This is a genomic window from Streptomyces sp. 1114.5, from assembly GCF_003635085.1.
Lineage (GTDB): Bacteria > Actinomycetota > Actinomycetes > Streptomycetales > Streptomycetaceae > Kitasatospora.
Window position 1 is genome coordinate 3,386,835 of record NZ_RBXE01000001.1, and the last position, 25,113, is coordinate 3,411,947.

The following is a 25,113-nucleotide window of genomic DNA, read 5'->3' on the forward strand; positions in this document are numbered from 1 at the left end:
ATTGTTCCTGAAATTCCGGGCTTTCCGGATCTGGAATCGCACGGCCATTCGTCAACGTCGCATGACGCGCGGGCAGCCGCCGCACATGTCCCGCGGCTCCACGGTGTACACGAGGCAGCAACTGGCCCGGGCCCGGTCCGTGCCCGAAGCGTCCTCGCCGGCTCCCCGGGCGGTCGAAGCACCGCCGCGGCCGGGCGCCGGGGGTGCGAAGCCGGCGCCCGGGGTGAAGGGGGCCGGGGCGGGAGCGGGGTCCCCGCACGCGCCGGGCCGACCCGGCGCGTGCGCGGGCTCGCCGGGCGCCAGCAGCGCGGACAGCTCGGCGCGCGCCCGGTCCCGCTCCCCGAGCAGCCCGCCCGCGTACCAGAGGCCCTCCACCACGGCGTCCGTGGCCATCGCCCACAGCACCCGGGGCCCGCGCCGCACCTGCGGACCGAAGGCGGACAGCACCGGCGCCAGGAACCCGCCCAGCGCGCACCGCAGTTCGGCGGCCAGCGCCTGCTCGTCCGCCGCCGTACGGGCCTGCGGCGAGCCGGACGCCGGGTCGCCCGGAAGGCAGGCGAACCCGGTCGGACGGACCGTCAGTTCGACCGTGTCGGTGCGCCGGCGCAGCGAGACGTCCCCGAGGGCGAGCAGCGGGACGCGCCGCTCCAGGAACCACGGCAGGGTGAACAGCAGGGAGACCGGCCAGACGAAGCGGTGCAGCCCGAAGCCGGCCGCGACGTCCGGGCGCAGCGGCCGGCCGTAGCGGGCCAGGCCCTGGCGGGCGTCGTGGGCGATCAGTTCGCACACCGCCTCGGGGCGGGCGGTGAGGTCGGCCGCGGGCAGCCAGCCGCCGCCGCGTCGGGGCGGGGCGCAGCGCACGCCGAGGACGGGGGAGAGCCTGGTCAGCCGGTGGTACGAGGGGGCGCCCGGGGTGGAGGCGGCCGGTGCGGGGGCGGGGGCGTGCGCCCCCGTGCTGCGGGGGGCGCACGGCGTGGGGCCGGGCTTGGTGCTGCTCGCGGTCATGGACGGCCCCATCGGGTCGACCGGGGCCGCCCATGACCGCCCGGTCGGTCCCGGCGGGGGTGGTGGCGCCGGGCCCGACCGGACCGGGGCATGGCGGTGCCCGGGGAACGGCAAGGCGACCCGGCCGGGGCACTGCTCGCCCCGGCCAGGTTAGGCTCACCTTAGCTGATTGTTCCCCCGGTCTCGGTGGTGATGCGCCCGTCCGGGGGAGCCACCGGCGCACGGCCGGAGGCCAGTTGCCGCGCCAGCCAGACCGGCACCCCGCCCAGCGCGTGCACCAGCCGGGCCGCCTCGGCGCGCAACCGCGCGGCCTCGGCCGGCTCGGACACCTCCGCGAGCGCCGCGAGCGCCGGCGCCACCCCCACCGTGAAGCCGAGTTGCTCGCGCAGCCGCAGCGAGGCGTCGAAGCCCTCCCGGGCGTGCCCGCGGTCCCCCCGGGAGAGCGCCAGCGCCGCCAGGTGGCGCCAGGTGTACGAGCGCAGCAGCTCGTCGCCGCGCTCGCCGGCGCCGTCGTGCGCCCGCCGGTAGGCGATCCAGGCGGCGCTGCGGTCGCGCAAAAGGTTCTCGGCGACCAGCCCGCGCCGGAAGTCCAGCAGCGGGCGGCCCGGCGCGTCCGGTGGCAGCAGGGCCGAGGTGCGCCCGAGCGCGGCCTGAGCCTCGTCCAGCCGGTCCCGCGGGCCGAGCACGCTGGCCACGTAGGCGAGGAAGCCGCGGGCGCAGGCGGCGGCCGCACGCTGCTCGGTGCCGGCCGCCTGCGCCTCCGCCAGGCGCAGCGCCTGCTCCGCCTGGGTCCAGTGCGCGGCGGTGAACAGGCACTGCTCGATGAGGAGTTCAGCCCGCCCGAGGGCTGCGGCCGGCTCCTGTTCGGCGGCCGGGCGCAGCAGTTCGGCGGCCTCCTGCCAGCACCCCCGGGACCTCAGCCGCCACACGGTGTCGCCCGGCTCCTCCGCTGCCGCCCGCCCCTGCCCGTCCGGGCCGTTCGGGCCGCTCGGGCCCCATCCGTGCTCCGACAACGCCACCTCCTTGTGTGCGCCATCCGGCAGGGCACGGACCTGCCCCTGGGGCCCTGCCGCCACGACCGTGCGCATGGCAACGGCAGGGCGAAAGGCCCGCGCTGTGGCGGCAATTCAACACGGGGGTGAGCTTGTGCACCAGATCACGAGCGGAGGTTGTTGCTTTTGTGGAGGAAATGATCTAGAGGTGCGTCCCGGCGGTCAGGACGTCCAGCCGGTCTCCATCAGGGCCTCGGCTGCGCCGTTCGCGGGCTGCGGCACGCCGGCCAGGTCCAGGCTGAACAGGGCGACCAGCAGCTGCTCACCGCGCACGGTGGCCTGGTGCGAATAGCCCGCGAGAGTGAACATCGCGGCGGCCATCTCCTCGGCGTGCAGGGTCTGCAGCCACAGGCACTCGACCGACTTCACGTCGGCCGGCTCGGTCCAGGTGTCCACCTGGGCGACCATCCGGCTGCCCAACAGGGTCACGCCGTCGCGTTCCTGGGCCTCGGTCAGCTCCAGGTCGTCGAAGCCCAGCCACTCCAGGTAGCGGGCGGCGGTGAACACCGCGTCCTGCGAGGTGCGCACCGGGTGCGGGCGGAACGGCGAGCGGTGGCGGAACGGGCGGGAGCGGCCGCCGGTGGCGCCGGGCGGTACGGGCGGGGCGGGCACCGGCGCGCCCATCGGGTGGGCCGGCTGGGGGCGGGCGGAGTGCGGGCCGGGGGCGGCGATCGGCGCGGCCGTACCGCTGCCCAGCCGGGTGGCGCGGTCCACCGGCAGCCGGACGGTGGCGCCGCAGTTGCAGGTGAACTCGGGCTGCGGCCACTGGTCGGAGCGGCCGCAGTGCGGGCAGCGCATGTTCAGCCAGGAGTCCTCCCAGGAGCGGAAGCGCACCTGCACCGGCACCCCGCCGCGCAGCAGCGGCACCTTCAGCGAGGCGCCACAGGGGCAGGGCAGCGAGGGCGGTTCGTACAGGTGCTCGCGGCGGCAGGCGGGGCAGCGGATCGCCCGGGCGCCACCGCCCGCCCCCGGCCGCGTGGGGTCGTGTCCGGTGAAGTCATCGGGCAGTGCGGCCATCGCGGGCTCCGTCCGTCGGTGTCGGTGGCTGGGACGATTCCCATGCTCCCCGAAATGTCGGGCGGGGGGCGCGGAATGGGGCAATCCTCAGGGATGGATCAGGGACGGCCGTCCTTCGAGGGCGGGGCCGCCTCCCCCGCACGGGGGAGGGTCAGCCGGCGGACCAGCGGGCCAGGTCGGCGGGGGTGTCGAGGTCGTCCGGGACGGCGACGTCGGCGCACTCGACCAGGACCACCTCCGCCGCGTGCGCCGTCAGCAGGGCGCGGGCGCCGGCGTCGCCGGAGGCGCCCGCGGCCGCCTCGGCGAGGTGGCGGGCGCCGATCAGCACCGGGTGGCCGCGCCGCCCGTGGTAGGCCGCCGCGGCCAGCTCGGCGCCCGCCCGGTGCGCGGCCAGCAGCCGGGCCACCGCGGCCGGGGTGACCCCCGGGGTGTCCACCAGCATCACCAGCACCGCCGGGGCGTTCGGTGCCACGGCGGCCAGGCCGGCCCGCAGCGAGGAGCCCATGCCGCCCGCCCAGTCCGGGTTGGTCACCAGGCGGCAGCCCGGCAGGTGCGCGGTGGCCCGTACCCGCTCGCCCTCCGCGCCCAGCACCACCGTGACGTCCGGGCAGCCGCCGGCCCGGAGCACCGCCACCGCGTGCTCCACCAGCGGCCGGCCCCCGTACCGGATCAGCGCCTTGGGCCGCCCGCCGAGGCGGCGCCCGCCCCCGGCGGCGAGCACCAGGGCGGCGACGGCCTGAGTGTTCTGCATGGGCCCAGCCTGCCGGTACCGCAGGGGGTCGCGCATTGTGTGAATCCACAAGGGGAAGCCGCAGGTGGCGGCCGCTCCCCGGCGGTTCGGCCGCTGGTCCTGTGGGCGGCGGCCGCCTGTACTGGGGCGATGAACACCGCACCGCACCCGCTGGTGGACCGCTTCGGCCGGGTCCACACCGATCTGCGGGTCTCCCTGACCGACCGCTGCAACCTGCGCTGCACGTACTGCATGCCGGCGGAGGGCCTGGACTGGCTGGCCCGGACCGAGGTGCTGGGCGACGACGAGGTGGTGCGGTTGGTGCGGATCGCCGTCGAACGGCTCGGCATCGCCTCGGTACGGCTGACCGGCGGGGAGCCGTTGCTGCGGCGGGGCCTGGTGGGGCTGGTCGGGCGCATCGCGGCCCTGGGCGTCGAGGTGTCGCTGACGACCAACGGGATCGGCCTGGCGCGTACGGCGGTCGCCCTGCGGGAGGCCGGGCTGGGGCGGGTGAACGTCAGCCTCGACACCCTGCGGCCGGAGCGCTTCGCGGCGATCACCCGGCGGGACCGGCTGGCCGACGTGCTGGCGGGGCTGGCGGCGGCGCAGTCGGCCGGGCTGGGGCCGGTGAAGGTGAACGCGGTGCCGGTGCGGGGGGTGAACGAGGACGAGATCGTCGCGCTGGCCGAGTTCGCGGTGGGGCACGGGTATCGGATGCGGTTCATCGAGTCCATGCCGCTGGACGCGCAGGGGGCGTGGGACCGGACGGCGATGGTCACGGCGCAGGAGATCCTGGCCGCCTTGGGCGAGCGCTTCGAGCTGGTGCCGATCGGGCGGGACGGCAGTGCACCGAGCGCTCCGGCGGAGGAGTGGCGGATCGCGGGGACGGAGGCGGTGATCGGGGTGATCGCCTCGGTGACCCGGCCGTTCTGCGGGGGCTGCGACCGGGTGCGGCTGACCGCGGACGGGCAGCTGCGCAACTGCCTGTTCGCCACCGAGGAGTCGGATCTGCGGGCGCTGCTGCGCGGCGGCGCGGACGATGCGGCGATCGAGGCGGCCTGGCGGGTGTCGGTGGCGGGCAAGGGGCCAGGACACGCCATCGGCAGCGCGGAGTTCGTCCGGCCCGAGCGTCCGATGTCGGCCATCGGCGGCTGAGGAAACGTTCCGGCCTGGCGGTGCGCGGGTGGGCGCGATGTGACCCGGGCACCGGACGGGTGGTATTCGTGGGCGGTGGCCCCGTTGATCTCCCGGTTCTCCCAGCGCACCCTGCCCGCCCTCGCCGCCGCCCTCGCCCTGCTGAGCGGCTGTACCGGCGCGGGCGGCAAGGGCGCAACAGCCACCCCGCCGCCCCCGCTGGACGAACGGGTCGCCGCCACCGCCGACCCCGCCCTGCGCGCGTTCTACGACCAGCGGATCGACTGGCAGCCCTGCCCCGACCAGGCCGCCGACGACCCGGACGCCACCACCGTCCAGTGCGCCGTCCTCGACGTCCCGCTCGACTACGCCGACCCCGGCGGCCGCTCCGTCGGCGTCGCCCTCGCCCGGGTGCCCGCCGCCGACCCGGACCGGCGGCTCGGCAGCCTCCTGCTCAACCCCGGCGGCCCCGGCAACTCCGGTGCCCGCATGGTCCGTTGGGGCTGGCAGAGCTACCAGGGGCCGCTGCACGACCGCTACGACCTGGTCGGCTTCGACCCGCGCGGCGCCGGGGACACCACCCCCGTCCACTGCCTGGACGACCGGACCCGCGACGAATGGAACAGCACCGACGACCGGGCCTACGACCACGGCCGGATCCTCGCCGACGCCTGCCGCGCACAGCACGCCGACCTGCTCCCGCACCTCGGCACCCGCGACACCGCCCGCGACCTCGACGTGCTGCGCAGCGCCCTCGGCGAGCGCCGCCTCGACTTCCTCGGCTTCTCCTACGGCACCCACCTCGGCGCGCTCTACGCCGAGGAGTTCCCCGACCGCACCGGCCGGCTCGTCCTCGACGGCGCCGTCGAGCACAGCGTCGACCCGCTGCGGCTCGGCATCGAACAGGCCGCCGCCGCCGAAGCCGGATTCCGGGCCTTCGCCGCCGACTGCGCCACAGACCAGGGCGACGGCTGCCCGTTCGGCACCGACCCGGCCGCCGCCCCGCGCAGCCTCGCCGACTTCCTCGACGGCCTGCGCGACCACCCCCTGCACACCGCCGACGGCCGCACCCTCACCGCCGCCCTCGCCTGGACCGCCGTCCTCGACGCCCTCGCCGACGGCCACCGCTCCTGGCCCCACGTGCGCGACGTCCTCGAACCCGCCGTCACCCGGGGCGACGCCCGGGACCTGCTCGAACTCGCCGACAGCGTCAACGGCCGTACGGAGGGCGGCCGGTACGACACCCCGGCCGACGCCTACGCCGCCATCTCCTGCGCCGACCTCCCGCAGGCGCCCACCGAGGCCGAACAGCGCGCGGCCCTCGCCGACCTCGCCACCCGGGCCCCGCTGACCAGCCGGCACGCCCCCGTGGCCACCCTGCTCGACCCGGACTGCCGCACCTGGCCGTACCGCTCGCCCGAGGTGCCGCACCCGGTACGGGCACCCGGCAGCGCCCCGATCCTGGTGGTCGGCTCCACCGGCGACCCGGTCACCCCGTACCCGTGGGCGCAGCGGCTGGCCGGCGGGCTGGAGCACGGCGTGCTGCTCACCCGGGACGGCGACGGGCACACCGCCTACGACAAGAGCGACTGCGTCCGGGCGGCCGTCACCGACTTCCTGGTGGACGGGCGGATGCCGGCGGCGGGAACGCACTGCGCGTCCGACTGAGTCGTACGACCGACCGAGTACCGGCGCGCCCGGGTACGGGAGAAGGGGGCGGGCCGCGGTTGCGCGGCTCGCCCCCTACGGGGTCGGGCTCGGGGTCAGGTGGCCGGGATCAGGAGGTCGGGGCCGTCAGGTCGTAGAAGGTGGTCGAGCCGATGGTCCTCGCGGTGAAGTGGGCGGTCACCCAGGCCTCGATCCGGGCGGACTCGCTCTGCTTCCCGCCCTCGTCGCCGCCCGCGCCGCCGCCGAAGCCGCGGCGGGAGCCGCCGGCGCCGATGAACCAGTGGACCTTGCCCTCCTGGACGTACTGCTGGAAGCCGGCCAGGGTCAGCGAGGGGTCGGTGCCGTTGAAGCCGCCGAGGGCCATCACCGGCTTTCCGGTGGCGAGTTGGTAGCCGGCCGCGGTCTGCGAACCGATCGTGGCGGCCGCCCAGGTGTAGCGGTCGGCGTTCTCCTTGAGCATGGCGGCGACCTCGTCGGTCACCTTGGGGCCGTCGAGCAGGCCGCCCATGCCGCCGGGGGGCGGGCCGCCGACCGTACCGTTGGTGCCGGTGCCGGTGCCGGTGCCGGTGCCGGTGCCGGTGCCGCGCTCGTGGCGGCCGCCGGGGAAGCCCTGAGCGCCCTGGCCGCCGGGGAAGCCCTGCTGTCCTTGGCCGAACCAGCGGCCGTTGCCGGCGCCGCCGCCCGGGAAGCCCTTGCCGCCCTTGCGTCCCATGCCGCCCGGCCCGAACGCGCCCTGCACGCCGGGCCCCGCGGTCACGATCGAGCCGGTGTGCGCCGTGTTGACGGTGTCCACCGCGTACGCCGCCGGACCGCCCAGCGCCGCCGCCAGACCCACCAGGCCCGCCACCGAGGCGATCCGCGCACCGGTGCGGCCCGAGGACCGTCCGGCGACCTGTCCGCCGACCAGCGCCGCAGCCGCGGCCAGCCCGCCGACCAGCACCGCCCAGCGCAGCCAGGGCAGGAAGTCCGAGCTGCGGCCGAGCAGCACGAACGCCCAGACCGCCGTCACCGCGAGCGTCCCGGCCAGTACCAGCGCCCAAGCCAGCCGGTGCCGTGCCCGCCACAGGCCGTCCACGCCCATGCCGACCAGAGCCGCGACGGCCGGGGCCAGCGCCACCGTGTAGTACTGGTGGAAGATCCCGGACATGAAGCTGAAGATCAGCGCGGTGGAGAGCAGCCAGCCACCCCAGACCAGGAACGCCGCCCGGGCGGTGTCGGTACGGGCGTAGCGGCGGGTCGCCCAGAGGCCGACCACCAGCAGGATCAGTGCGGCCGGCAGCAGCCAGGCGATCTGCCCGCCGATGTCGGTGCCGAACATCCGGGTCAGGCCGGTCTGTCCCCAGCCGCGGCCGCCGCCCGGCGCCGCACCACCCGGCAGGTCCATCCCCGCCGGGAGCCGCCCCCCGCCGCCCACGCTGCCGCGCTCGTTGCCGTCCACCCGGCCGAGGCCGTTGTAGCCGAAGGTGAGCGACAGGAAGCTGTTGTCCTGCGAGCCGCCGATGTACGGGCGGGCCGAGGCGGGCATCAGCTCGACGATCGCCACCCACCAGCCGCCCGAGACCGCCAGCGCCACCCCCGCGAGCAGCAGCTGCCGCACCCGCCGCCAGAAGCCGGTGGGCGCCACGACCAGGTAGATCACCGCGAAGGCGGGCAGGATCAGGAAGGCCGCCAACGTCTTGGTCAGGAAGGCGAAGCCGAACATCACCCCGGTGAACAGCAGCCAGCGGGTGCTCGCCGCCTCGATCGCCCGCACCAACCCGTACGCGGACAGCGTCAGCAACAGCACCAGCAGGGCGTCCGGGTTGTTGAAGCGGAACATCAGCGCCGCCACCGGGGTGAGCGCCAGCGCCGCGCCCGCCAGCAGGCCGCCCAGCGGGGAGAAGCGGCGGCGCAGCGTCGCGTACAGCACGCCGACGGTCGCCGCGCCCATCAGCGCCTGCGGCGCCAGGACCGACCAGGAGGAGAGGCCGAAGATCCGCGCCGAGAGCGCCATCGGCCACAGCGAGGCCGGGGGCTTGTCGACGGTGATGAAGTTCCCGGCGTCGGAGGAGCCGAAGAAGAAGGCCTTCCAGCTCTGGGTGCCGGCCTGGACGGCGGCCGAGTAGAAGGAGTTCGCCCAGCCCGAGGCGCTCAGGCCCCACAGGTAGAGGACGGCGGTCGCGGCCAGCAGCGCCAGCAGGGCCGGGCGCACCCAGCGCGGGTCGTCCTCCCGGCCGCGCCAGGCCCGGGCCGGAAGGGTGCGCAGCCGGCCGGACCAGGAGGCGGGGCCCCCGGGACCCGGCGCCGACCCGACGGGCGGCAGCGGCTGCTCGGGGAAGAGCGGCGCCGGATCCGGCCGGGCGGGGTCCGGCTGCGGCACCTCCGGCGGCGGGTAGTTCGCGGCCTCCGGCCACGGTTCGCCGGCCGGAGGGGAGTAGCTGCTCGTGGTCATGCGCCATACGGTGCGTGGCGAGGCTGAGAGAACCGTGAGACGGGGCTGTGAGGCGCGTGTGATCTGCGGGTGTCGCCCGGGCGGCGGCTCGGTCGGGCGACCGGGTCAGGTGACCAGCTCGGGAAACCGGGTCGGGTAACCGGGTCGGGTAACCAGGTCAGGGAACCGGGTCGTCCGGCTGTGTCGGGCGACCCGGTCAGGCCGCAGCCGGCATGGTGATGTGCTTGCCCAGCCACTCCAGGGCCGGCGGGATCTCCCGGGTCCAGGTGTGGAAGTTGTGGCCGGCGGTGTCCAGGGTGATCGTGGACATCTTGGTGGGGGCCCTGAAGGCCGCGACCATGGCCTTGGTCTCGTCGAAGTTGTTCTCGTCGTTGGCGGTGGTCAGCAGCAGCGAGACCGGGGCGGCCGGCTGGTTCTTCAGCCGCCACAGCAGGTCGTTCTCCTGCTTGAGCTTGTCGCTGCCGCCGAACAGGTCCCCGGTGGTCTCGTCGTGGGCCGCGCTGTAGTAGCCGGAGAGGGCGACCGCCGCCGGGTAGGAGTCGGGCTTGCGCAGCGCGAACTTGAGCGCGCAGTAGCCGCCGGTGGAGTTGCCGATCACGGCCCGGTTGGCCGGGTCGGTGCCGATCCGGTAGGTGGTGGCGAGGGCCTTCGGCAGGTCGCTGGTGAAGAAGGTCTCCACCTGCGGGCCGTTCGGCACGTCGACGCACTCGGTGTCCCGGTTGCCGACGAGCGTGGGGCGGGCCATCACCAGCACGGTCGGCGGCAGCTTCTTCTGCTCGATCGCCGCCAGGGTGGAGGCCGGGTACTGCATCAGCGAGATCAGCTTCTCCGGGGTGCCCGGGTAGCCGGTGAGCACGAGGGCCATCGGGAAGCGCTGCTTGGTGTAGTCCGGCTGGAAGTACTGCGGCGGCAGGTAGACGTACGCCTCGGTGCTCAGGCCGGTGCCGGCTCCTTTGACGTCGACCTTCTGGATCAGCCCGGAGCGTTCCGGGTCCGAGCCCTGGGTGGAGTAGAACTTCTGCTCCCCGGTGACGGCCACGCCGGAGGCGTTCGGGGTGTGGTCGACCACCGTGCCGAGCCCGCCGCTGGTGCCGAGCAGGTCGGTCCAGGAGCTGTAGAAGCCGAAGTAGCTGTTGGCGATCAGACCCATCGCGACCAGCACCGACAGCTGGGCGGCCAGGAAGGCGCCGATCCGGCCCAGCCACGACTTCCAGCCCTTCCCGCCGAACCGCGGCCAGAGCCACATGGTGGCGACGAAGACCACGATCGCGACGACCGAGGCGATGATCTGGAGGGGGAGTCCGGTGAGGCTGAGCACGTGCCCGATCGTAGTTGACCCCACCTGGCGGCCCGGCCCGGGCCCGTCGGATGATCATTCGGTCCCTGCCGACGGGTGTGGTTCGTACCCGGCAGTGTGGTCGCTCGCCGGCGCACGGGGGTGTGCCGGTCAGGCGGGCACGGTGGGGGTCCTCGGGTGCCACCGTGCCCGCCCGTAACGGGCATATCGGGGCGGGAGGTTGCCGGTATCGGTCACAACGCCGCGTCTCCGGTGGCGAGTTCGTCCATAACGGTTGACCCCCTTGAAGTGGCCATGGCACTTTCGTGCGGCGCGGGCGTCGGCGACCAGTCGTGTACCCCGCGATCCCCCACAAGGAGAGCCATGTTCAAGAGACTTGTCGCGATGGTCGGCACCGGCGCCGTCGTCGCGGGCGGGTTGGCCTTCGCCGCCGCCCCCGCGCACGCCGTCCAGGCGGCCGATCTGACGGCCACCATCGCCCTGAGCAACTGCTCGGCCTCGCTGGTCCGTTACCCCACCTCGGTGGCCGGCGACCGGGCGCTGATGCTCACCAACGGGCACTGCCTGCCGACCATGCCCTCGGCCGGCCAGGTCATCCAGAACGTCAGTGCCAGCCGCAGCGGCACCCTGCTGGACGGCGCCGGCAACGGCCTCGGCACCGTCCAGGCCGACAAGGTGCTCTACGCGACGATGACCGGCACCGACGTCGCGCTCTACCAACTCACCGACACCTACGGGTCGATCAGCTCCAAGTACGGCATCACCGCGCTGACCGTCAACGACTCGCACCCGGCCGACGGCGCCGCGATGTACATACCCTCGTCGTACTGGAAGCAGGTCTGGAACTGCTCCGTGAACGGCTTCGTGTCCACCCTGCGCGAGGACGAGTGGACCTGGCACGACTCGCTGCGTTACAGCTCCGGCTGCAACACCACGCACGGCACCTCCGGTTCGCCGATCGTCGACTCCGCCAGCGGGCGGATCATCGGCATCAACAACACCGGCAACGACGACGGCGCCATGTGCACCCTCAACAACCCGTGCGAGGTGGCCGCCGACGGCACCACCAAGGCCTACAAGGGCCAGAGCTACGGCGAGGAGACCTACTGGTTCACCACCTGCCTGAACTCCAGCCGGACCATCGACCTCAACGTGGCCGGCTGCCTGCTCACCAAGCCGGCCGGCAGCGGCGCCGTCTCGGTGACCAGCCCCGGTGACCAGTCCACCGTCGTCGGCACCGCGGTCAGCGTGCAGATCAACGCCTCGGGCGGCACCGCCCCGCTGTCGTACTCGGCCACCGGCCTGCCCGCCGGCCTGTCCATCAACTCCTCGACCGGCCTGATCACCGGCATGCCGACCACCGCGGGAAGCGCCACGGTGACCGTCACGGTCAAGGACGCCGCCGGCAAGTCCGGTACCACCAGCTTCGGTTGGGCGGTCAGCACCGGTGGCGGCGGCAGCTGCACCCCGGCGCAGCTGCTGGGCAACGCGGGCTTCGAGACCGGCACGGCGGCGCCGTGGACGGCGAGCTCCGGTGTGGTCGACAACAGCTCCAGCCAGGCCGCGCACGGCGGTTCGTGGAAGGCGTGGCTGAACGGCTACGGCTCCACCCACACCGACTCGCTGTCGCAGACGGTCACCATCCCGGCGGGCTGCAAGGCCACGCTGAGCTTCTGGCTGCACATCGACACCGCGGAGACCGGCACCACCGCGTACGACAAGCTGACCGTGTCGGTGAACGGCACCACGCTGAAGACCTACTCCAACGTGGACGCCGCGGCCGGCTACCAGCAGCGCACCTTCGACCTGTCGGCCTACGCGGGCCAGACGGTCACCGTGAAGTTCAACGGCACCGAGGACTCCTCGCTGCAGACGAGCTTCGTGATCGACGACACCTCCGTCCAGACCGGCTGACCCCGGCCCCCCGCACGTCCGGTCCGCCCGTGCAGCCCGCCCCCGGCACCCTTCGGGGCGGGCTGCCCGGCCGCCGTATGCTGGCTCGATGATCAAGCCGATAGAGCTCGTGATATTCGACTGCGACGGCGTCCTGGTGGACAGCGAGGTGATCGCCGTACGGGTGCTGGTGCGGTTGGGGGAGGAGCTGGGCTGGCCGCTGCGCGAGGCGGAGGCCGTCGAGCGGTTCGTCGGGCGGTCGGAGGCGGCCAACCACGCGATGGTGGCCGAGCGGCTGGGGGAGGAGACGGCGACGGTCTGGGACAAGCGCTTCCGCGAGCTGCACGCCGAGGCCGTGGACGCCGGGCTGACCCCGGTGGACGGCCTGCCGGAGGCACTGGCTGCGATCGACCTGCCGACCTGTGTGGCCTCCAGCGGCACGCACGAGAAGATGCGGCACACCCTCGGCCGGACCGGGCTCCACGACCGTTTCGCCGGGCGGATCTTCAGCGCCACCGAGGTCGGCCGGGGCAAGCCCGCCCCCGACCTGTTCCTGCACGCCGCCCGCTCGATGGGCGTCGACCCGGCCGCCTGCGTCGTGGTCGAGGACAGCCGGCCCGGCGTCCAGGCCGCCCGAGCCGCCGGAATGCGCGCGCTCGGCTACGCGGGCGGCATCACCCCGGCGGAGTGGCTGGAGGGGCCGGGCACCGTGGTCTTCACGGACATGCGCGAGCTGCCCGCCCTCATCGCCGCGGGCGCCGTGTAGGGCGTGTCGGGAACGCGCTGAGCGCGTAAAGCGCTTGCCGGGGGCGGTCGTCGGTGGCAGGGTCGGGCGTCATGTCGGACTCCCCCGCTCGCCGCCGGATGCACGCGAACGAACTCGACCTCGACGCGGCGCTGGTGCGCCGGATGGTCGCCGGGCAGTTCCCGCACTGGGCCGGCCTGCCGGTCGAGCCGGTGGCCACCGTCGGGACCAGCAACGCGATGTACCGGCTGGGTGCGGAGCTGGTGGTGCGGATCCCGCGGATCCCGGGGGCGGTCGAGGACGTGCGGAAGGAGTACCTCTGGCTGCGGCGCCTCGCCCCCGGGCTGCCGGTCGCGGTGCCCGTGCCGCTGGCCCTGGGCGGGCCGGTGGACGGCTGCCCGTGGCCCTGGTCGGTGCTCCGCTGGCTCGACGGCGTGAACCCGGTGGCCGGTCAGGTGGACGAACCGGCAGCGCTGGCAGCGGACTTGGCGTCCTTCGTGACCGCCATGCGCCGGCTGGACCCGGCCGGCGGCCCGGCCTCCTACCGGAGCGAGTCGCTGCCCGACCGGGACGGCGTCGTCCGGCGTGCGATCGCGGCGCTGGCCGGCACCGTCGACGCCCGGGCGGTGACCGCCGTCTGGGAGGCCGCGCTCGGTGCCCCGCCGCACTCCGGCCCGCCGGTCTGGATCCACGCCGACCTGCAGCCGGGCAACCTGCTGGTGGACGGAGGTGGGCGGTTGAGCGCCGTGATCGACTTCGGCTGTGCGGGCCTCGGTGACCCGGCGGTGGACCTGATCACCGCCTGGTACGTGCTCCCGGCCTCGGCCCGCGGCGCCTTCCGGGCGTCGGTGGGCGCCGACGACGCGGCCTGGGCCCGCGGGCGGGGCTGGGCGCTGTCCGTCGCCCTGCTGGAGCTGGACTACTACCGCGGGAGCAACCCCCGGATGGCGGGCATCGCCCGGCACGTGATCGGCGAGGTCCTGGCCGGCCACGCCTGATCCGGCCGGCCACGCCTGATCCGGCCGACCATGCCTCGTCCGGACCACCACGCCTGACCGGACGGCCCGCGTCCCCGCCCGGCCGCCGCCTCCCGTGGGGCGCACGGCCGGGCGGAGCCGTCGCCGTCCGGTCAGGCGGTCTTGATGGTGCCGCCGTCGATCACCAGGTCGGCGCCGATGATGTTGGCCGCGGCGCCGGAGACCAGGAAGGTGACCAGGGCGGCGACCTCCTCGGGTTCGGTGATGCGGGGCGAGGCCATCTGGAACTGCTGGGGCAGGGTCGACAGCAGGTCGTCGAGTCCGACGCCGTTGGCGGCGGCGACCTTGGCGCCGAAGCTGTCCGGGCCGCGCCACAGGGGGCTGCCGGTCACTCCGGGGGAGACGGTGTTGACGCGCACGCCCCGGGGGCCGAACTCCTCGCTGAGCCGCTTGGTCAGGGTGTTCAGAGCCGCCTTGGCCTCGCTGTAGCCGACCGGGCCGCTCGCGGGGACGCGGGCGTTGATCGAGGAGATGTTGACGATCGCGCCGCGGCGCTCGATCAGGCTCGGCAGTGCGGCGCGGGTGGTGCGGATCGTGCTGAAGAGGTTGAGGTCCAGCATCCGGCGCCACTGGTCGTCGTCGGCGTCGAGGAAGCCGCCGAGGCTGAGGTGCTGGGCGTCGCCGGCGCCGACGTTGTTCACCAGGATGTCGATGCCGCCCAGTTCCGACAGTGCCGCCGCGACGACGGCCTCGACGCCCTCGGGGGTGGACAGGTCCGCGGACACGGTCGCCGCCGCGACCTTGTCGAGCTCCGGTGTCACGGTGCGGGCCGCGCCGAGCACGCGCACCCCCTCGGCGGCGAGGGCTTCGGCGACGGCCAGGCCGATGCCGCGGCTGGCGCCGGTGACGACTGCGGTCTTGCCGGTGAGCTGGAGGTCCATGGGGCGCTTCTTTCTTGAACTGTAGGTCCAGAACTGGGGCATGGTGCGGCCGCCCTCGGGGCCCGCTCGGGGCCCGCTTGGGGCCCGTCCGGGCGTGCCTCGGGCGGCGGGAAGGGCGGGGTCAGGCCGGGCCGAGCACCGTCAGTGCGGTGTCGGCGATGCGGAGCAGGGTCGCCGCGTCGTAGGAGCGGGCCATCACCCGCAGCCCGGCGATCGTGTTCATCAGGTACTCGGCGGTGGCACGCGGGTCGAGGTCGAGGGGTACGTCGCCGTCCCGGATGCCCTGGGTGATCCGGGACTCCAGCGCGGCCATCGTCCGTTCCACGGCGCGGCGCACCGCGCGGGCGATCTCCGGGTCGTGGCCGGACAGTTCGACCGCCGTGTTGACGGCCAGGCAGCCGCGGCGGACGGGGTGGGTCAGGTCGGACTGAACGCTGTCATGCAGGAACGCCCGGAGGCATTCCCGGGTGGTTCCGGGCCGCGCCAGGAGCTCCGCGGCGAACTCCGCACCGAGCCGGTCGTACCGTTCGAGTGCGAGCACGAACAGTTCACGCTTGCTCCCGAAGGCGTTGTACAGGCTCCCCTTCGCCACGCCGGTCGCCTCGGCCAGCGCCGCCGGCGAGGTGTTGGCGTACCCGAGCGTCCAGAACGCCTGCATCGCGCGTTCCACCACGGCGTCGGTCTCGAAGGTGCGGGGTCGGGCCATGTCAGGACGGTAGCAGGTTCTTGACCTGACGGTCCATAATTTCCGCCGTCCGGGTTCCCGCGGCGCCCGCCCGCCGGCACCCGGCCGCGAAGGCCGGGCGCCGGCGGGCGCCGGCGGGCGCCACAGGGGGTCAGGCAGCGCCGAGGTGGCGGGCCAGGAAGCGGGCGCCGCTGTCGGCCTCGAAGCGGGGCAGTTCCTTGTGCCGGCCCGAGTTCACGTGCAGGGACTTCTCCGTCGAGGCGAAGGCGTCGAACAGGGCGAGGCCGTCCTCACGGGAGATGTGCTCGTCGTCCCACTGCATGTCGTACTCGATCGGGATGGTGATCCGCTTCGCCTTCTCGGCCAGGGTGTCGGGCCAGTGCTGGCCGAAGACCGCGGCGGTGATGCGGGGTTCGTCCGCCACGAAGGGCAGTCCGATCGCGGTGCCCATGTTGAGGCCCCAGAAGCCGACCCGTCCGTCGGCGCCGATCTCGGGCAGCTCCTGGAGGGCGTCCAGGGCGGCCCGGTACTCGGGGACGGCGAGCTCCGCCAGGTGGTCGTTGTAGCGGACGACGATCGGGCCCTCCGGCTCGCCGGCGGCCCTGGCCCGGAACAGCTCGGCGATCTCCGCCTCGTCGTGGGCCGTGCGGGGCCGGTCGCCGTGGCCGGGGGCGTCCAGGACGGCGACGTGGTAGCCGCTGCCGGCGACCAGCAGCCGGGCGCGGCCGGACATCGCGGGGTGCTTCTTGTGGTTGCCGCCGCCGTGGGCCATCAGGACCAGGGGCGCGCGGTCGGCGCCGGAGGCGGGCGACCAGAGGACTCCGGGGACGTCGCCCACGGTGAACTCGCGTTCGACGATGCCGTTCGAGGACGACTCGGAGGTGAAGCGGAAGGAAGAAGAAGAGGACATGGCGGGTCGCCTTTCGGAAGTGCCTGTGATGATGCGGCGCTCCCGGCGACGGCTACGTCAGTCGCCGACCGTGACGGAAAGGGGGAGCACCCACGTGGGTCCAGCGGTCATGGGTCTCACCTCCTCGGGCGGTGTCTCGGTCGGGGATGATCTTTCCGCCTGAACGGCCCGCTGCGCAAGCCTTTTTCGCGATCGGCCCGCGGCCGGGCCCGCGTTCCGGCCCTCGGTGGGGATCGGTCAGGATCCTTCGCGGGCGACCCGGTGCTGCCACTCCCGGGTGAACACCACCGACCCGGCCTCCAGCGCCCGCAGTTGCACGATGCTGAGGAAGTGCCCGGCGTCGCAGCGCAGTTGGGTGCGGGTCTGGACGGTGACGTCCCAGCCGATGTCGGGCCGCTCCAGCCGTACGGTGTGGTCGGTGCGGGCCTGGGCGCTGAGCGGGGTGTCGGTGAGGATGCGGTAGGCGGTGACGGTGTGTTCGTCGCGGACCAGGCCGTCGGGGTGGGTGCGGGTGCCGTCGGTGGCGGGGGAGAGTTCGGTGCGCCACTCGTGACGGCCGATGTCGTGGACGGTGAGGCGTTCGGGCCGGGCGGTGAGCGGCTCGGTGAGGTGGATGTCGAGCGGCTCGGGCAGGGTGGGCGTCTCGAAGGTGACGGGGGCGGCGCCGACGTCGGCGGCCAGGTGGCGGACGGGCAGGCTCAGGGTGGAGCGGGACGGGTCGAGGGCGTACCCGGTGGTCCGGGCCGGGGGCCACACCCACGGCCAGTAGACGGAGGAGAAGGCGAGCCGCAGCCGGTGCCCGGCCGGGATCGTCCGGGCGCAGGCCGCCAGTTCGACCTCGGCGTCCGGGCCGTCGGCGACCAGGACGCCCCGGGTGACCAGCTCCGAGGTGCCGTCCGGGCCGACCGCGCAGAGTCGGACGACGACCAGCGGGGCGGGCCCGCCCTCCCGCAGGCGCAGCCGGACGGTCGGGGCGCCGAGCAGTTCGACCGGCTCGGGCAGCGGCTGGGAGTCGAAGCAGACCGAGCGGCCGTCCTCCTCGCGCTGGTCGGGCGGCTGGTCGGCGGGGCGCCCGCGCGGGACGTACGCGCCCGCGTTGAGGCCGGTGTGCTGCGGGGAGCGGACGTGGACGTAGCGGTCGTCGGCGGCGGTGCCGGCGGTGCGCAGCGGCCCGTCCAGGCCGTAGTGGATCGGCCGGACGTCGGGGGAGGGCCAGGTGTCGTCGCCGGTCCAGCGGGTGCCGATCCGGCTGCGCAGGGCGGGCTCCTTGGCGGCGCCGGTGTCGATGCCGCGCAGCCAGTGGTCCCACCAGCGCAGGGTCTCGGGCAGGACGTCCTCGGGCAGGCCGTGCGGCCAGGGGCCGATCACGGCGCGTGCGGTGGGGGATTCGGCGAGCAGGCGCAGGACGAAGGAGCAGGACGGGTCGTCCCAGGCGGAGATCGCGAGCACCGGCGCGGAGACCGGCACGGTGCTGTCGCCGGCGGCGAGCCAGGCGTCGACGGGCGGCTCCAGGGCCTCCATGCGGGCCAGCCAGCGGCTGCGCCAGGCGTCGCCGACGTGGCGCGGGTCCGGGGGCAGGGCGGCGTCGGCCACGAGGGCGGTGAGCCGGGTGTGCAGGTCGGCGGCGAGTACGGCGCCGCCGAGCCGGTGGCCGCCTTCGGGGCAGGCGGTGACCACGGCGCCGACGGTGTCCGGGGCCCGGGCGGCCAGCCGCAGTGCGGTGGTGCCGGCGGCGCCGGTGCCGAGCAGGCCGACCCGGCCGGTGGACCAGGGGCGGCGGGCGAGCCAGTCGACGACGGCGGCGCCGTCGGCCAGCTCCTGCTCGCCGCCGGGCTCGCCGGGGGTGCCGTCGGAGTTGCCGTGTCCGCGGGTGTCGACCCGCAGGGCGGCGTAGCCGTGGCCGGCGTACCAGGGGTGGCGGCGGGCGTCCTCGGCGGCGGTGCGGTCGGTGAGGCGGCCGGCGGAGTACTCCAGCAGGGCGGGGACGGGTTCGTCGCCGACCGGCCGCCACAGCCGGGCGGCCAGCCGGGTGCCGTCGGGCAGCGGGATGCGGACGTCCTCGCGGGTGGTGTGGAAGGGGTACGACGGCATGGCCGCTCCCATCGGGTCCCGGGCCGGGTGGGCGCCGGCGGGCCCGCGGCGGGGACGGGGCACCCGTACCCGCCGCGGGCGTCGGCATTCCGACCCTAGGGGAGGAACCGGCCGTTTTCCTGGCGAGGGCCGCGCGCGAGGGCCCCGCGGCTTTCCCGGCGAGGGCCCCGCGGCGGTCAGGCCTTGCTCAGCCAGGCGGTGGCGTTGAGGGCGAGGGCGGCGTCGGTGCCGGCCGGGTCGTCCCAGCCGTTGTAGAGGGTGTTGCCGGACTGGCCGGTGCCGTCGTCGATCGGGGAGCTGTCGCCCCAGACGGCGACCCGGCCGGAGCCGAAGGTGCTGGTGACGAAGAAGGCGCCGGTGTTGCCGCTGTAGCCGGTCCGGTAGACCAGGCCCTTGACCGAGGGGTTGTCGGCGGGCTTGAGGGTGAAGGTGGTGCCGTTGCGCAGGATCGAGCCGGTGACGGTGCCGAAGGAGCCGTTCAGGACGGGGTCGGTGGCGTCGTTGATGGCGCGCGGGTTGTCGGTGGTGATGTTGAGCAGGTCGACCGAGAAGCCGAGCGGGTCGTTGTTGTTGACGCCGTTGCTGGTCAGCAGGTCGTTGATGATCTTCGGCGAGTCCCAGCCGTCGTTGTTGCGGTCGCTGCCGGTGTGGTCGGAGATCAGGAAGAGCCCGCCGCCGTTCCGGACGAAGGTCATGACCGCGGTCTTCTCGGCCGCGCTCAGCCGGATGTTCGGTTCCGGGATCACGAAGGTGTCGAAGTTGGCGAGGTCGAGCGCGCCGCCGGTGCCGTAGGTGATGGTGGAGCCGGACGGGAGGGTCTTGAGGCTGTACTGGCCGGTCTTCTGCAGGGCGACGCCCCAGGCGGAGAGCGCGCCGGTCCAGCTCTTCTCGGTGGTGGGGCTGGGGTTCTGGGCGAGGGGGTCGGGCTGGCTGGTGCTGATGATCCAGTCGGCGTTGCCGGCGGTCTCGGCCTTGCTGTTGTCGAACAGCACCCGGTGGGGCGTGGTGCTCAGGGTGTGCACGGCGGTGGCGGAGGCCGGGGCGGCGGTCGCGGCGGTGGCGGCGGTGGCGGCCGGGGCGAGGGTGGTGAGGCCGGCGGCGAGCAGCGCCGCGCCGGAGAGAGCCGCGACGGTTCGAATACGGATCGTCATGTGCCGTTCCTCCGTGGGGAGTTGAGGTTGTCGGCGCCCGAGTTTTCGCGCGTAGAACGTGAGTATCCGCGCGTAGAGCGACCGGTGACAGCCCTGGGAGGTGACGAAGCACTGTACGGGTTGTGACGATCTCGCGGCGGGCGGAAACTGAACCGTAATTGCGTATGACTTGCAACTGCGTGCGTCCAGACGGAAAGATGGCCCGGCTCCGCCTGCTCCGCCGAAAGGACACCAAGATGACCGCCCCCCGCTGGCGCGACCGGCTCACCCGTGAGGAGTGGATGCGCCTGGCCGGAATGGGCGGGTTCATCCTCGCGCTGCACGTCATCGGCTGGTTCACCCTGCTCGCGCTGGTCGCGCCCGAGCGCTACGACGTCGGCGGCCAGGTGTTCGGTGCGGGCATGGGCCTGACCGCCTACACCCTCGGCATGCGGCACGCCTTCGACGCCGACCACATCGCCGCGATCGACAACACCACCCGCAAGCTGATGGGCCAGGGCAAGCGGCCGCTGTCGGTCGGCTTCTGGTTCTCGCTCGGGCACTCCTCGATCGTCTTCGGCCTCTGCGCGCTGCTGGCCTTCGGCATCCGCTCGCTGGCCGACCAGGTCGAGGCCGACGACTCGACGCTGCACGAGATGACCGGCCTGATCGGCGTCACCGTCTCCGGCACCTTCCTGCTGCTCCTCGGCCTGATCAACCTGGGCGCCTTCAACGGCATCCTCAAGGTCTTCCGCAAGATGCGCGAGGGCGAGTACGACGAGGCCGAGCTGGAGCGCCAGCTGGAGCGGCGCGGGCTGATGAACCGCATCCTCGGCCGGGTCACCCGGGCCGTCACCAAGCCGTGGCACATGTACCCGGTGGGCCTGCTGTTCGGCCTGGGCTTCGACACCGCCACCGAGGTGTCCCTGCTGGTGCTGGCGGGCGGCGCGGCGGCCTTCTCGCTGCCCTGGTACGCGCTGCTCACGCTGCCGATCCTGTTCGCGGCCGGGATGAGCCTGCTGGACACCATCGACGGCTCGTTCATGAACTTCGCGTACGAGTGGGCCTTCTCCAAGCCCGTCCGCAAGATCTACTACAACCTGACCGTCACCGGGCTCTCGGTGCTGGTGGCGCTGGTCATCGGCTCGATCGAGCTGATCGGCCTGCTCGGCGAGAAGCTGGACATCACCAGCGGGCCGGTCGCCTGGATCGGCGCGCTGGACCTCAACTTCGTCGGCTACGCCATCGTCGGACTGTTCGTGCTCACCTGGGCCGCGGCGATCGCCTACTGGAAGTTCGGCAACGTCGAGGAGAAGTGGTCGGCCGGGCTGGCGGCCGGCGCCGCGGCCGAGTCCGAGTAGCGACGCACGGTCAGGCGGGACCGAGGGGCGGTGACCGGGGTCTGGTCGCCGCCCCTCGGGGTACCCGGGATCAGCGCAGCGCGGCGAGCACCGCGTCGGCCATCACCTTCTCGCCGGTCGCGTTCGGGTGGAACGGCACGGCGGGCGAGCCGGGCAGTGCGCCCTCGATCCAGCGGTCGTCCGAGCAGACGTCGTGCCCGCGGGTCGGCGTCGCCGTGTCGACGTAGGTCGCGCCGCCGGCCGCCGCGGTGGCCTTGAGCGCGGCGTTCAGCTTGTCGAGGACGCCGTGCATGTACTCGACGTCGCCCGGGGTGACCGGCTGGCGCAGGATGCAGGTGGAGCCGTCGGCGGGCAGCACGGAGGGGTAGCCGACCAGCAGCACCTTGGCCCTGGGCGCCTTGGCGTGGATCTGCCGGAGGGTGGTGGCGATCTGCGGGGCGATGGTGTCGGTGATCCGCTCGGCGAGGTCGTCGTTGCCGTACTGCCAGGACCAGGTGCGCCAGTCCCAGTAGCCGTGGTGGTAGACGTCCTTGCAGGGCGTGCCGAGCGGGTTGACGACCGCTCCGGCGATGCAGGTGGCGACCAGTTCGCCGAGGCCGAGGTCGCTGGCCGCGAGGTCGTTGCCGCCGATCCCGAGGCTGACCAGGTCGGTGTCGGGGGTCAGCGCGTCCAGCTGGGGGTCGTTGACCCTGATGAAGGCGTCGTACTGGGGCTGCGTCATCGCCTTGACCTTGGCGGCGGCGCAGGTGACGTCGGTGTACGCGCCGGCGTCGAGGGCTGCGGCGACCAGGTGGCCGTAGTTGTGGTCGGAGCGCAGGCAGAGGCCGGCCGACTGGCCGGGCACGCCGGCGCCGGCGGCGTAGGAGTCGCCGAGCGCCACGTAGTGCTTCGGGGCGGGGGTGGCGGCCTGGGCGCTGGTCGAGGTGAGTGCCAGTGCGGCACCGAGGGCGACCGCGGCGAGGGCGGTGGAATTCCGGAGGTGCCGGGATTTCCGGGCAGGGCGGAGCACGGTTCCTCCTGGGGGAGAGAAACGACGGGTGGGGGTCGTGCCGAGCCGGGCCACAGCTACTCGCAGGTAAGTTACTGCCAGGTTTCGCGCCCGTCCATGCTTTGCGCAGAAATTGCCGAAATTCCGTCAGATGAGAGTCGCCGACATTTCGAATTCCGCTCCACCGCGTATCGGAGGTATTTCCGAAACGCGGTGGAGCGGAATTCGTGCACTCGCTTGTCACCGGCCGGTCGGGCGGCCCCCGGCCGGCGGGTACAGTGCGGGTGCAGAGCGCGCCGCCGACCACGAGGGGTACCAGGAACCGATGAGCCGCCGAGACCGCGACCGCGACGGTGCCGCCCGGGGCAGTGAACGGAGCAGCGAACGGGCCGGTGACCGGAAGCGGGGCGCCGCCTCCCCGGTGACCGTCACCGTCTGCCGCGGATGCTGCTGCGGCACCGAGGCGAAGCACCCCGGCGTCGACCACGCGGGGCAGTACGAGCGGCTGCGGACGGCGGTGGGCTCGGCGGGCCGGGTCCGGGCCGTCAAGTGCCTGGACGTGTGCACCCAGTCGAACGTGGTGGTGGTCGGCCCCTCCAGCGAGGGCCGGGCGGCGGGCGGCCGGCCGGTCTGGCTCGGCTTCGTGCTGATGGACGAGATGATCGACGACATAGCCGCCTGGGTGCAGGCGGGCGGCCCGGGCCTCGCCGACCCGCCCGGTCTTCTCGACCTCCAGCTGATCTCGGTCTCCCGCCGGGTCCGCGAGGCGCTGCCCGACTGACCGTCGGGCTGTCGGGTCGTCTGATTCGTCTGATCGTCGGGCCGTCCGATCGTCACCCGAGGACCGCTCCGCCACCCGCACCACTACCATGACCGGTGGCGTCGAGCAGGTTCCGCGCGAGGGAGGAAGACGATGACGACGGTCTGCCGCATCTGCGCGGGCACCGGCCGGACCGCCGGCCTCAGCTGCCGCACCTGCCAGGGCACCGGCACCACCGAGGTGGGCGGCGGGGGCGGCAACTGCTTCCTGTGCGACGGCACCGGCGTGTACGTGCGCTACCGGGTGGATGCGACCGGCGCCAAGCACGCCTACCGGGACGAGATCTGCCGCACCTGCGACGGCACCGGGAACCGCACCGCCACGCAGTGGGACGAACCGTCCTGACCCTGCGGCACGTTCCTCCTCCGGAGGGCCGGACCCGAAGCACCCTCAGCGAGCCGGTCCGGCCGGGGCCATGATCCGGCGTCGGGTCGACGTGGACACGTCCTTTACCGAACCATGGTCGAACATTGGTGTTCGAATGGGGGATGCGCTGCGGCCCGTTCACCCCGCGGTCGTGTTCGATCCACGCACCGCTGACAGAGTCCCGCGCATGGATATCCCCAACATGGGCGTGCCGGCCAAGCTCGCCGACAGCATGAGCATGGCCGAGCAGCACGAGTACCTGCGGGCCCGTTTCTCCCGCCGCCGGATGCTGCGCGCCGGGGCCGTGACCGTCGGCGCCGTCGCCGTCGGCGGTGCTCTGGGCAGCGGTACCGCCTTCGCCGCTCCCGCCGGTCCGCAGCTGCTGACGGGCGGCACGACGGACGGCATCGACGGCGCGCTGGTCGCGCCGATCGGCCGTCACCTCCAGTTCGGCCCCGAGCCGGACACCCAGTTCCGCGTCTCCTGGCAGGTCCCGGCGCCGGTCAAGAAGCCCTTCCTGCGCTTCGGCAAGCACCCGTGGGAGCTGAGCCACAAGGTCCAGGCCGAGGTCCGCGCCCTGCACACCCCGGCGCTGACCCCGACCGGCCAGCCGGTGGACCAGTACTACCTGCACGTGGCGCTGGAGGACCTGCACCCCGACACCACCTACTACTACGGTGTCGGCCACGAGGGCTTCGACCCGGCCTCGCAGCAGCAGATCTCCACCCTGCACACCTTCCGCACCGCGCCCTCCCGCGACCACCGCTGGGGCAAGGTGTACGAGCCGTTCACCTTCACCGCCTTCGGCGACCAGGGCGTCAGCTCGCACGCGGCGGGCAACGACCACATCATCAAGGCCCAGAAGCCGGCCTTCCACCTGCACGCCGGCGACATCTGCTACGCCGACCCGGCCGGTTCCGGCACCGACCCGGACAAGTCCGTCTTCAACGCGAAGACCTGGGACGACTTCCTGGTGCAGACCGAGACGGTCGCCGCCGAGATCCCGTGGATGGTCGCCTACGGCAACCACGACGTCGAGGCCTGGTACTCGCCCAACGGCTACGGCGGCGAGAACGCCCGCTTCTTCCTGCCGAACAACGGGCCGGACCCGCGCGCCGTCCCCGGCGTCTACACCTTCCGCTACAAGAACGTCGGCGTCATCTCCCTGGACGCCAACGACGTCTCCTACGAGATCCCGGCCAACCTGGGCGTCTCGGCGAACAAGCAGACCGCGTGGCTGGAGCGCACCCTCAAGGACCTGCGCAGCGACGAGACCGTCGACTTCGTCGTGGTCTTCTTCCACCACTGCGCCTTCTCCACCACCGTCGCGCACGCCTCCGAGGGCGGTGTCCGCGAGGCCTGGGTGCCGCTGTTCGAGAAGTACCGGGTGGACCTGGTCATCAACGGCCACAACCACATCTACGAGCGCACCGACGCCATCCTGGGCAACAAGGTCTCGAAGCAGGTGCCGAGCGGCGCCACCATCGAGCCCGAGAAGGACGGCGTGGTCTACGTGACCGCGGGTGCGGCCGGTCGCAGCCTGTACAAGTTCGACGTGCCGGACACCTACGAGGGGCACGAGAACCACCAGGACGAGGTCAAGACCTACTACTGGGGCAAGGGCCGGGTGAAGGTCCCCGAGACCATCCAGTGGTCGCGGGTGCGCTACACCGGCTACTCCTTCATCAAGGTCGACGTCACCCCGGCGCGCCTGGGCCAGAAGTCGGTCATGAAGGTCACCGCGCTGGCCGAGGACGGCACGCAGATCGACAACTACTCGATCCTGCGCAAGGTCGGCGAGGGCTGGGACTCGGGCCGCGACGACGACGGCGAGGGCGGCGGCTGGGGCTGGTAGTCCCCGAACGCCCGTAC

19 protein-coding genes and 3 pseudogenes are annotated in these 25,113 nt (G+C 73.6%); 10 read left to right on the plus strand and 12 right to left on the minus strand.

The window, feature by feature from the left end; all coding sequences use genetic code 11:
- Positions 1-51: 51 nt before the first annotated feature.
- The 4 genes from BX285_RS15055 to BX285_RS15070 form a co-directional block, all read right to left on the minus strand.
- Complete coding sequence (locus tag BX285_RS15055; RefSeq protein WP_121175401.1) at positions 52-1,005, minus strand: (2Fe-2S)-binding protein; 954 nt, start codon at positions 1,003-1,005, stop codon at positions 52-54.
- Positions 1,006-1,166: 161 nt separating this feature from the next.
- Complete coding sequence (locus BX285_RS15060) at positions 1,167-2,018, minus strand: hypothetical protein (protein ID WP_398900329.1); 852 nt, start codon at positions 2,016-2,018, stop codon at positions 1,167-1,169.
- 201 nt (positions 2,019-2,219) lie between these two features.
- Complete coding sequence (locus BX285_RS15065) at positions 2,220-3,074, minus strand: hypothetical protein (RefSeq protein WP_257032839.1); 855 nt, start codon at positions 3,072-3,074, stop codon at positions 2,220-2,222.
- A 151-nt stretch (positions 3,075-3,225) separates the two neighbouring features.
- A complete protein-coding gene (locus tag BX285_RS15070; RefSeq protein WP_121177518.1) occupies positions 3,226-3,825 on the minus strand; it encodes an NTP transferase domain-containing protein in 600 nt (199 codons plus the stop codon).
- A 129-nt stretch (positions 3,826-3,954) separates the two neighbouring features.
- Here BX285_RS15070 and moaA point away from each other — a divergent pair, with 129 nt between their 5' ends.
- Together moaA and BX285_RS15080 are read left to right on the plus strand one after the other, a co-directional pair.
- Positions 3,955-4,959 carry a GTP 3',8-cyclase MoaA gene (moaA, locus tag BX285_RS15075; protein ID WP_097238448.1) on the plus strand — a complete coding sequence of 335 codons (1,005 nt, stop codon included), beginning with the start codon at positions 3,955-3,957 and terminating at the stop codon, positions 4,957-4,959.
- A gap of 75 nt (positions 4,960-5,034) precedes the next feature.
- A complete protein-coding gene (locus tag BX285_RS15080) occupies positions 5,035-6,606 on the plus strand; it encodes an alpha/beta hydrolase (RefSeq protein WP_097238449.1) in 1,572 nt (523 codons plus the stop codon).
- 109 nt (positions 6,607-6,715) lie between these two features.
- Here the strand turns inward: BX285_RS15080 and BX285_RS15085 are convergent, their stop codons facing one another.
- Both BX285_RS15085 and BX285_RS15090 read right to left on the minus strand, forming a co-directional pair.
- Positions 6,716-9,037: a glycosyltransferase family 39 protein gene (locus BX285_RS15085; protein ID WP_121175402.1), complete on the minus strand. Its 2,322-nt coding sequence runs from the start codon at positions 9,035-9,037 to the stop codon at positions 6,716-6,718.
- 196 nt (positions 9,038-9,233) lie between these two features.
- Positions 9,234-10,355, minus strand: a complete 1,122-nt coding sequence (locus BX285_RS15090; RefSeq protein WP_257032840.1) for an esterase family protein — start codon at positions 10,353-10,355, stop codon at positions 9,234-9,236.
- A gap of 363 nt (positions 10,356-10,718) precedes the next feature.
- Between BX285_RS15090 and BX285_RS39220 the strand changes: the two are divergent.
- The 4 genes and pseudogenes from BX285_RS39220 to BX285_RS15105 all read left to right on the plus strand — a co-directional run.
- Positions 10,719-11,315 (plus strand): annotated as a pseudogene (locus tag BX285_RS39220) (serine protease); the annotation flags it as partial.
- 204 nt (positions 11,316-11,519) lie between these two features.
- Positions 11,520-12,248, plus strand: a pseudogene (locus BX285_RS38380) (putative Ig domain-containing protein); the annotation flags it as partial.
- 88 nt (positions 12,249-12,336) lie between these two features.
- Positions 12,337-12,993 carry an HAD family phosphatase gene (locus BX285_RS15100; RefSeq protein WP_097238452.1) on the plus strand — a complete coding sequence of 219 codons (657 nt, stop codon included), beginning with the start codon at positions 12,337-12,339 and terminating at the stop codon, positions 12,991-12,993.
- A gap of 71 nt (positions 12,994-13,064) precedes the next feature.
- The gene (locus BX285_RS15105; protein ID WP_259470534.1) at positions 13,065-13,970 is read left to right on the plus strand and encodes an aminoglycoside phosphotransferase family protein; all 906 of its coding nucleotides are present in this window, start codon (positions 13,065-13,067) and stop codon (positions 13,968-13,970) included.
- Between the two features lie 131 nt (positions 13,971-14,101).
- Here BX285_RS15105 and BX285_RS15110 read toward each other — a convergent pair whose 3' ends face one another.
- From BX285_RS15110 to BX285_RS15130, 5 genes and pseudogenes are all read right to left on the minus strand, one after another.
- Positions 14,102-14,890, minus strand: a complete 789-nt coding sequence (locus BX285_RS15110; RefSeq protein WP_097238454.1) for an SDR family oxidoreductase — start codon at positions 14,888-14,890, stop codon at positions 14,102-14,104.
- A 121-nt stretch (positions 14,891-15,011) separates the two neighbouring features.
- Positions 15,012-15,596, minus strand: a complete 585-nt coding sequence (locus BX285_RS15115; protein ID WP_097238455.1) for a TetR/AcrR family transcriptional regulator — start codon at positions 15,594-15,596, stop codon at positions 15,012-15,014.
- Positions 15,597-15,726: 130 nt separating this feature from the next.
- Entirely contained in the window at positions 15,727-16,485 is a 759-nt protein-coding gene (locus BX285_RS15120) for an alpha/beta hydrolase (RefSeq protein ID WP_097238456.1), read from the minus strand.
- 237 nt (positions 16,486-16,722) lie between these two features.
- Positions 16,723-18,576: a CocE/NonD family hydrolase gene (locus BX285_RS15125; protein WP_097238457.1), complete on the minus strand. Its 1,854-nt coding sequence runs from the start codon at positions 18,574-18,576 to the stop codon at positions 16,723-16,725.
- 179 nt (positions 18,577-18,755) lie between these two features.
- Positions 18,756-19,839: pseudogene (locus BX285_RS15130) on the minus strand (hydrolase); the annotation flags it as partial.
- A gap of 124 nt (positions 19,840-19,963) precedes the next feature.
- Between BX285_RS15130 and BX285_RS15135 the strand changes: the two are divergent.
- Positions 19,964-21,067, plus strand: a complete 1,104-nt coding sequence (locus BX285_RS15135; protein ID WP_097240329.1) for a HoxN/HupN/NixA family nickel/cobalt transporter — start codon at positions 19,964-19,966, stop codon at positions 21,065-21,067.
- Positions 21,068-21,137: 70 nt separating this feature from the next.
- Here BX285_RS15135 and BX285_RS15140 read toward each other — a convergent pair whose 3' ends face one another.
- Positions 21,138-22,076: an SGNH/GDSL hydrolase family protein gene (locus tag BX285_RS15140; RefSeq protein WP_097238459.1), complete on the minus strand. Its 939-nt coding sequence runs from the start codon at positions 22,074-22,076 to the stop codon at positions 21,138-21,140.
- A 304-nt stretch (positions 22,077-22,380) separates the two neighbouring features.
- Here BX285_RS15140 and BX285_RS15145 point away from each other — a divergent pair, with 304 nt between their 5' ends.
- From BX285_RS15145 to BX285_RS15155, 3 genes are all read left to right on the plus strand, one after another.
- Positions 22,381-22,836 (plus strand): (2Fe-2S) ferredoxin domain-containing protein, encoded by a 456-nt coding sequence (locus BX285_RS15145; protein WP_259470535.1) that lies wholly within the window; start codon positions 22,381-22,383, stop codon positions 22,834-22,836.
- A gap of 132 nt (positions 22,837-22,968) precedes the next feature.
- Positions 22,969-23,220: a hypothetical protein gene (locus BX285_RS15150; RefSeq protein WP_030056971.1), complete on the plus strand. Its 252-nt coding sequence runs from the start codon at positions 22,969-22,971 to the stop codon at positions 23,218-23,220.
- A gap of 208 nt (positions 23,221-23,428) precedes the next feature.
- Positions 23,429-25,096: a metallophosphoesterase family protein gene (locus BX285_RS15155; RefSeq protein WP_121175405.1), complete on the plus strand. Its 1,668-nt coding sequence runs from the start codon at positions 23,429-23,431 to the stop codon at positions 25,094-25,096.
- Positions 25,097-25,113 lie beyond the last annotated feature (17 nt).

Excerpts from the sequence above, each read along its gene's own strand:
- BX285_RS15110 (WP_097238454.1), bottom strand. The coding sequence starts at position 14,890 with ATGGACCTCCAGCTCACCGGCAAGACCGCAGTCGTCACCGGCGCCAGC.
- BX285_RS15125 (WP_097238457.1), bottom strand. The coding sequence starts at position 18,576 with ATGCCGTCGTACCCCTTCCACACCACCCGCGAGGACGTCCGCATCCCG.
- BX285_RS15120 (WP_097238456.1), bottom strand. The coding sequence starts at position 16,485 with ATGTCCTCTTCTTCTTCCTTCCGCTTCACCTCCGAGTCGTCCTCGAAC.
- BX285_RS15085 (WP_121175402.1), bottom strand. The coding sequence starts at position 9,037 with ATGACCACGAGCAGCTACTCCCCTCCGGCCGGCGAACCGTGGCCGGAG.
- moaA (WP_097238448.1), top strand. The coding sequence starts at position 3,955 with ATGAACACCGCACCGCACCCGCTGGTGGACCGCTTCGGCCGGGTCCAC.
- BX285_RS15055 (WP_121175401.1), bottom strand. The coding sequence starts at position 1,005 with ATGACCGCGAGCAGCACCAAGCCCGGCCCCACGCCGTGCGCCCCCCGC.
- BX285_RS15115 (WP_097238455.1), bottom strand. The coding sequence starts at position 15,596 with ATGGCCCGACCCCGCACCTTCGAGACCGACGCCGTGGTGGAACGCGCG.
- BX285_RS15155 (WP_121175405.1), top strand. The coding sequence starts at position 23,429 with ATGGATATCCCCAACATGGGCGTGCCGGCCAAGCTCGCCGACAGCATG.
- BX285_RS15065 (WP_257032839.1), bottom strand. The coding sequence starts at position 3,074 with ATGGCCGCACTGCCCGATGACTTCACCGGACACGACCCCACGCGGCCG.
- BX285_RS15135 (WP_097240329.1), top strand. The coding sequence starts at position 19,964 with ATGACCGCCCCCCGCTGGCGCGACCGGCTCACCCGTGAGGAGTGGATG.
- BX285_RS15100 (WP_097238452.1), top strand. The coding sequence starts at position 12,337 with ATGATCAAGCCGATAGAGCTCGTGATATTCGACTGCGACGGCGTCCTG.
- BX285_RS15105 (WP_259470534.1), top strand. The coding sequence starts at position 13,065 with ATGTCGGACTCCCCCGCTCGCCGCCGGATGCACGCGAACGAACTCGAC.
- BX285_RS15150 (WP_030056971.1), top strand. The coding sequence starts at position 22,969 with ATGACGACGGTCTGCCGCATCTGCGCGGGCACCGGCCGGACCGCCGGC.
- BX285_RS15145 (WP_259470535.1), top strand. The coding sequence starts at position 22,381 with ATGAGCCGCCGAGACCGCGACCGCGACGGTGCCGCCCGGGGCAGTGAA.
- BX285_RS15070 (WP_121177518.1), bottom strand. The coding sequence starts at position 3,825 with ATGCAGAACACTCAGGCCGTCGCCGCCCTGGTGCTCGCCGCCGGGGGC.